The 5943-nt window shown below is 27.8% G+C and carries 7 protein-coding genes; 4 read left to right on the top strand and 3 right to left on the bottom strand.

The features are described from left to right. Positions 1–22: 22 nt before the first annotated feature. Positions 23–445, bottom strand: coding sequence for a hypothetical protein (locus tag A9758_RS02670; protein ID WP_011405755.1), 423 nt, complete (start codon positions 443–445; stop codon positions 23–25). 96 nt (positions 446–541) lie between these two features. On the opposite strand from A9758_RS02670, the gene A9758_RS02665 reads away from it, so the two are divergent. Both A9758_RS02665 and A9758_RS02660 read left to right on the top strand, forming a co-directional pair. Continuing rightward, complete coding sequence (locus A9758_RS02665; RefSeq protein WP_011405754.1) at positions 542–865, top strand: hypothetical protein; 324 nt, start codon at positions 542–544, stop codon at positions 863–865. Between the two features lie 11 nt (positions 866–876). After that, positions 877–1200 carry a hypothetical protein gene (locus tag A9758_RS02660; RefSeq protein WP_011405753.1) on the top strand — a complete coding sequence of 108 codons (324 nt, stop codon included), beginning with the start codon at positions 877–879 and terminating at the stop codon, positions 1198–1200. A gap of 113 nt (positions 1201–1313) precedes the next feature. On the opposite strand, the gene aspS is transcribed toward A9758_RS02660, so the two are convergent. Further along, positions 1314–2633 carry an aspartate--tRNA(Asn) ligase gene (aspS, locus tag A9758_RS02655; protein WP_011405752.1) on the bottom strand — a complete coding sequence of 440 codons (1320 nt, stop codon included), beginning with the start codon at positions 2631–2633 and terminating at the stop codon, positions 1314–1316. 106 nt (positions 2634–2739) lie between these two features. Next, positions 2740–3963, bottom strand: coding sequence for a histidinol dehydrogenase (hisD, locus tag A9758_RS02650; RefSeq protein WP_011405751.1), 1224 nt, complete (start codon positions 3961–3963; stop codon positions 2740–2742). Positions 3964–4644: 681 nt separating this feature from the next. Between hisD and A9758_RS02645 the strand changes: the two genes are divergently transcribed. Together A9758_RS02645 and A9758_RS02640 are read left to right on the top strand one after the other, a co-directional pair. Beyond that, positions 4645–5688, top strand: coding sequence for a hypothetical protein (locus A9758_RS02645; RefSeq protein ID WP_011405750.1), 1044 nt, complete (start codon positions 4645–4647; stop codon positions 5686–5688). Between the two features lie 69 nt (positions 5689–5757). Continuing rightward, on the top strand, positions 5758–5943 hold a 186-nt coding region (locus tag A9758_RS02640; protein WP_143740859.1), incomplete at its 3' end, for a hypothetical protein.

Below are 5943 nucleotides of genomic sequence, written 5' to 3'. Positions count from 1 at the left end.
TTATATGAAAATACATAACAACTTACTTTTTATGATTAAGAAATGATATAATCGGAGATTTATCATTATTATTTATGAAATTTTCATAATCATCAACACTTGTATCTAAGAAATTAGTAATAACATCCAAATCATCAAATCCTTCATATAACTCAAAAATAGGATTATTGTTTATATTTATATTATTATTAGAATATATTATAATTATTCCTTTAGAATAATAAAAATATGAAATTATCAAGTATATTATGTTAATAAGACCTAATGAAAACCAGGAAGTAGCTATTAATAACAATACATGAATTGTTAAACTACCATGATTTTTCTTAGTTAGATATGTCTTATTATCCACATTATCCTTAAGTATGAATCCATCCCTAGTATAGAATTTAATTAATTCTCTTAAATTCTTAGAAGTATATACATGTTTTTTATAGTATTGCATAGAAATCAATGATAAATTATTAATATATTATAATATAGATTGCATAGTATATTAATCTTGTATCACAAACATAATAACAATGAGGGTGAATAGAAAATGAAAGAAACATATGAATATATTCTAAGTGATGTTGATAATAAATCATATAATATAAAATGTAAAGCAGAATATAATACTGAAAATGATTATGATACAACATATTATTTTTTTGATGGAGACACATGGCATAAAGATTTCATAGACTTAAATAAAATATCACCTGAAAATAAAGAAGATAAAGATAAATTTGAAGATTTTATAACAAGAATGCATGATTATATGGTACATGGAAATCTTTGGAAAGAATTAAAAGCTATGAATGATCATGATGAAATCTCTAAAGAACAATATAAATTAAATATCATAGCAAATAAATTATAAGGATGTAGAATATGAATATACGAGAAATAGAATGTATTCTACTTGATGATACTTATGAAGAAGATGATTTTAATATACTTGCTAAGATAGTATATAATCCACAGGGAAAATCCAAATTATATGCATGGGATGGACTTGAATGGAGTGAAAAGGGATTTAATAGAGTATATACTAATAGAAATAATCAATATGCATACGATGATATTGTAAATAGAATATTTCAATTAAGAGATAATGGTTTAATCTTTGAAATTGCCAGTAAATTAAATGAAGATGAAAGCTATTATTTTGAAGAAGAAAGAATTTACATATATATTGAAGATATAAAAGAATAGATACTCTCCCAAGTACCTCTTTTTTTATTAAATTTATTAAAAATAGACAAACTTATTTTATCATACTTATTTTAGAAAAAGAAATTAATTTAAAAAAAAATAAAGAAGAACAACTAAGGTGTAAGTCGTCTTCTGTCTCTTGGGAATAATACAGTTTCCCTAATATTTTTTGCACCTGTAATAACCATTGTTAATCTGTCTGCACCCATACCCCAACCAGAGTGTGGTGGCATACCATACTTAAATGCTTGTAAGTATTTTTCAAATGAATCAGGATTTAAATCTTTTGCTTCTATTTGACTGTATAAAAGATCATAATCATGGATACGTTGTGCACCACTTGACAATTCAAGATCTCTGTACATTAAATCAAATGCAGTGCTTTTTTCAGCATCATCACTGTTAGGCATTACATAGAATGGTTTAATTGCTGTTGGCCATTCTGTAATAAAGTAGTAACTACCCATAGTTTCTCCTAATACTTTTTCTGCTGCCCTATTTAAATCTTCACCATAATTCATTTCAACATCCCTACTATTTACAATATCAATTACTTCTTCATATGTAACTATTGGGAATGGTTCTGTAGGAATATCTAATTCATGATCTAAGTCAGATAATTCTTTTTGACAATTAGTAGATATGTCTGATAATATTCTTTTAATTAATTCTTCTAATGTGTTCATTGCATCTGTTTGACTTTTAAATGACATTTCTGCATCAATGGATAATGCTTCATTTAAATGTCTTAATGTATCATGTTCTTCTGCTCTGAATATTTGTCCTATTTCAAATACATTGTCAAGACCTGTTGCCATCATCATTTGTTTATATAGTTGAGGACTTTGTCCAAGAAATGCTTCTTTTTCAAAGTAGGTTATTGGGAATAATTCTGTTCCACCTTCAGTTGCTGAAGCTACAAGTTTTGGTGTTGTGATTTCTGTAAAATCATTGTCATAGAAGTAGTTACGTGCTGTGTGTAACATTTGACTTTTTATTTTAAATATTGCACTTACATCATGTTTTCTTAAATCCATGAATCTTGAATCTAATCTTGTATCCATTTCTGCTTCTACTTTTTCTGTAGTATCTAATGGTAGAGGTAATTGTGAAACATTAATTACATCAATGTTACTTGGAATTATTTCAACACCATTAGGTGCTTTTGCTGATTCTTGTACAGTACCTGTTAGGGTAATTATTGTTTCTTTTCTTGCTGCACGTACATCTGCCATCATTTCTTCAGATAATTTTTTACTTGGTGCTGTTAATTGTGTTATACCATTTTTATCTCTGATTAATACAAATACAATTCCACCAAGATCTCTTATTTCATGTACCCATCCAGTTACTTTAACTGTTTCACCAGCAAGTTCTGGACCTATTTCATTTGAGTAATGGGTTCTTTTACATTTTTCAAATATGTCTGTCACTTTTTCACCTATGTATTCATTTTATGATTTTAGTTAAAATTAATAAAATATTAATATATATTTATATTTTTCTTAATTGATAAATTTATTTAATAGAAAAAATATTTTATTCCATATCTTCTGCTCTTTTTTTAATAGATAAAGCATGAGCATATAATCCTTCTGCTTCTGCTAGGTTTATAACCATGTCTTTAATATTTTTAACACCTTCAGGTGATAATTCTTGTATTGTTGGTTTTTTAAGGAAAGATTCTGCAGATAAACCAGAATACATTCTTGCCCCACCACTTGTTGGAAGAACATGGTTTGTTCCAGAACCATAATCTCCACCAGCAACTGGTGTAAGATTACCTAAAAAGATAGAACCAGCATTATTTATTGATTCTAATGTTTTATAATGATCTTTTGTCACAATAACCAAGTGTTCTGGAGCATATGCATTAGTAAAATCTATAGCATCTTCCATACTACTTGCCACTAGAACATGACCATATTTAGATAATGATTCTTCTATTATATCACTTCTTTTTTGTGTTTTAAGATATTCCATAACATGTTCTACAGTTTTTTGGGCCACTTCTTTTGATGTAGATACAAGTATTGTTGCAGCATTAGGATCATGTTCTGCTTGAGCTAATAATTCTGTTGCAATATATTCAGGATTTGCTGTTTCATCTACCAATGCTAACATTTCAGATGGACCTGCTGGAAATTCAATATCCACATCACCATATACTAATTTTTTAGCTGTTGCTACAAAAATATTACCAGGTCCTACAATCTTATCAACAGAAGGTATTGTTTGAGTAGAATATGCCATTGCTGCTATAGCTTGAGCACCACCCACCATGTAAATATCAGTTACACCAGCAATATATGCTGCTGCAAGAATTTCATCACTAACACATCCATCTTTATCTGGAGGAGTACAACAAATAATCTCTTCTACACCAGCAATCTTTGCTGGAATAACAGTCATTAATATGGATGAAGGATATGCTGCCCTTCCACCAGGAATATAACAACCAACACGAGATAATGGTCTTATAATTTGACCAGCCTTAACACCATCTTTTACTGTCATTGTCCAATCAGATGGTATTTGTGCTTTATGAAACTTACTAATATTTTCTGCTGCATCTTCCAATGCTTTTCTTAGTTTAGGACTAATATTTTCCACACTTTGTTTAATAGTCTCAACAGGTACCTTAAAATCAGAGATATCTGCCTTATCAAATTTCAAAGTATAATCATGTAATGCTTTATCCTTATTTTCACATACATTTGCAATAATTTCCTGTACAGGTTGTATAACATCACTAGAATTCATTTGAATTCTCTGAGTATACTTTGAAAAGTCTTCTTGTTTTAACTCTATAATTTCTAGCAATTTAAATCCTTCCAACTATATTAAATATTCTTAATTAAATATATCTTTTTTAAAACTAATAATAATATTCATAAATACATCTAAAAAAAATAATTCATATTCATAAAAACATACACCCAATATAATAAATATAATATGTGAAATTAAAAAAAAATGGATTTGTAATTTTTAGATACTGGTATATTATTATATCATCTATGGTTCAAAATATAAAGAGGAAATAATTTTATTTTATCCACTATATGGTAGAGCAAATACTTAATAACAATAATCATATGTTTAATAGTAGAATTTCTAATAGTATTTCCCAAGATAACAGATAAATTTATGCCATTTGATTTGAAAGTAATGTTTTGAGAATTTTTCTAATAATTACAACTTTAATATCTTTTGGAGTGGCATTTTAAAATAGTCCATATAACTTATTAATAATGAGGTGAACAATATATCAATAGATTTAATTAATATTACTAATTATTAACTAATCAAAAAATAACACAAGATATTTTAAAATATTGGAGTCAAAAAAATGCATCATACAATAAAAGTGTATATTGTTCATGTTATGGAACATTTTTAACAGGACTAACATATCTGTATCTATACAATGCAGCATCCACAATGTTTGAATATCAATTAAATCTTAAATCATATTGTATTCAGGATACACAAATGGCAATACGCATAACATATAATGGATATATACTTATAAATATTCAGGATGGTGTTTTTGGGACAAATATCATTGGAAACAGTACTAATACCAGTACATATAACTTTCTAACAGGATTTATAGGATCGTATCTTGAAGGAGTAGTATTGAATCTTGCTGGAGATAAAAATGCAGGATCTGCTGCAATATATTTTATGGAAGATTATTATAATAATAAAACATTGAATTTCACATATGATAATAAAACTGGAACACTTCAAATTCACACAGAAAACAACACGGATTATATGATAACACTATGTTCAAATGGAGCTTATACCTATATGATAATGAATTCTCGAAATTCATCAAAAAACTTAAAAACTACCACCGCTGAAACTAACATCATAATAACAAAGGAAATATGTGGAGGATATGGGAGTATTGGATATGGTTATAATTATGAAAATGCAGCAACATGGACAATTAGTGATTTTATTACAAAAGGAATAGAAAGTATATACAATTTTGGAAAAAATTATATCACATATTGCTATGAACAGACCATACCTGGTAGTGCTACAGATACATGTTGGAAAATAATCAATACTTGTGAAGATATTGCAGGATCAATTCTAATAACAACAGGCATAACTCTTGCCATATCATCAGCACCAGTAGTTCTTCCCATTGCTGCAGTAGCTGGTGGTGCATTATTATGTTATGCTGCTACAGGTGCTAATAGTTTAGATGATATATCAAATCCATATTATGCAGAAAATGCAGCAATCTCCATCTTTATGTCATGTCTTCCAGGAAGTGGAGAAGTAAAAATTGCCAGAATAGCTGAAAAAGCCCTACATAAACAAGTTACAATAGCTACTAGAACAGTATTATGCAATAAAGGATTAACTACATATTCATCATATTTACATGAGTATGCTAAAACATTTGAAACAGGAGTAGGATGTAGTGCTTTTGTAGAATGTTGTAGATACCACCCAAATGATTAAAATAGGTTAAAATATGTTTATTATATAAAAAGAAATTGAAAATAATACTATATTATGGAGGTTAAATTAATGATTGTAGGACGTGGAGCACCACAATCCCCTGAAATGATAATTTTTTTAATAGGAATTGTTATCTCAATCCCCTTTATGATTTTATGGGGAAAATATATTTTAAGACCAATATATATTTTTCTTAATAAAAAATTAGATAAACCAATTTTTAATGAAAAATATGAAAATGCATTAGCTTTTGAA

This window comes from Methanosphaera sp. A6 (assembly GCF_001729395.1).
GTDB classification, from domain to species: Archaea; Methanobacteriota; Methanobacteria; order Methanobacteriales; family Methanobacteriaceae; genus Methanosphaera; species Methanosphaera stadtmanae.
This window is presented reverse-complemented; position numbering and strand designations above follow the sequence as displayed.

Excerpts from the sequence above, each read along its gene's own strand:
- A9758_RS02670 (WP_011405755.1), bottom strand. The coding sequence starts at position 445 with ATGCAATACTATAAAAAACATGTATATACTTCTAAGAATTTAAGAGAA.
- A9758_RS02665 (WP_011405754.1), top strand. The coding sequence starts at position 542 with ATGAAAGAAACATATGAATATATTCTAAGTGATGTTGATAATAAATCA.
- A9758_RS02660 (WP_011405753.1), top strand. The coding sequence starts at position 877 with ATGAATATACGAGAAATAGAATGTATTCTACTTGATGATACTTATGAA.
- hisD (WP_011405751.1), bottom strand. The coding sequence starts at position 3,963 with ATGAATTCTAGTGATGTTATACAACCTGTACAGGAAATTATTGCAAAT.
- A9758_RS02645 (WP_011405750.1), top strand. The coding sequence starts at position 4,645 with ATGTTTGAATATCAATTAAATCTTAAATCATATTGTATTCAGGATACA.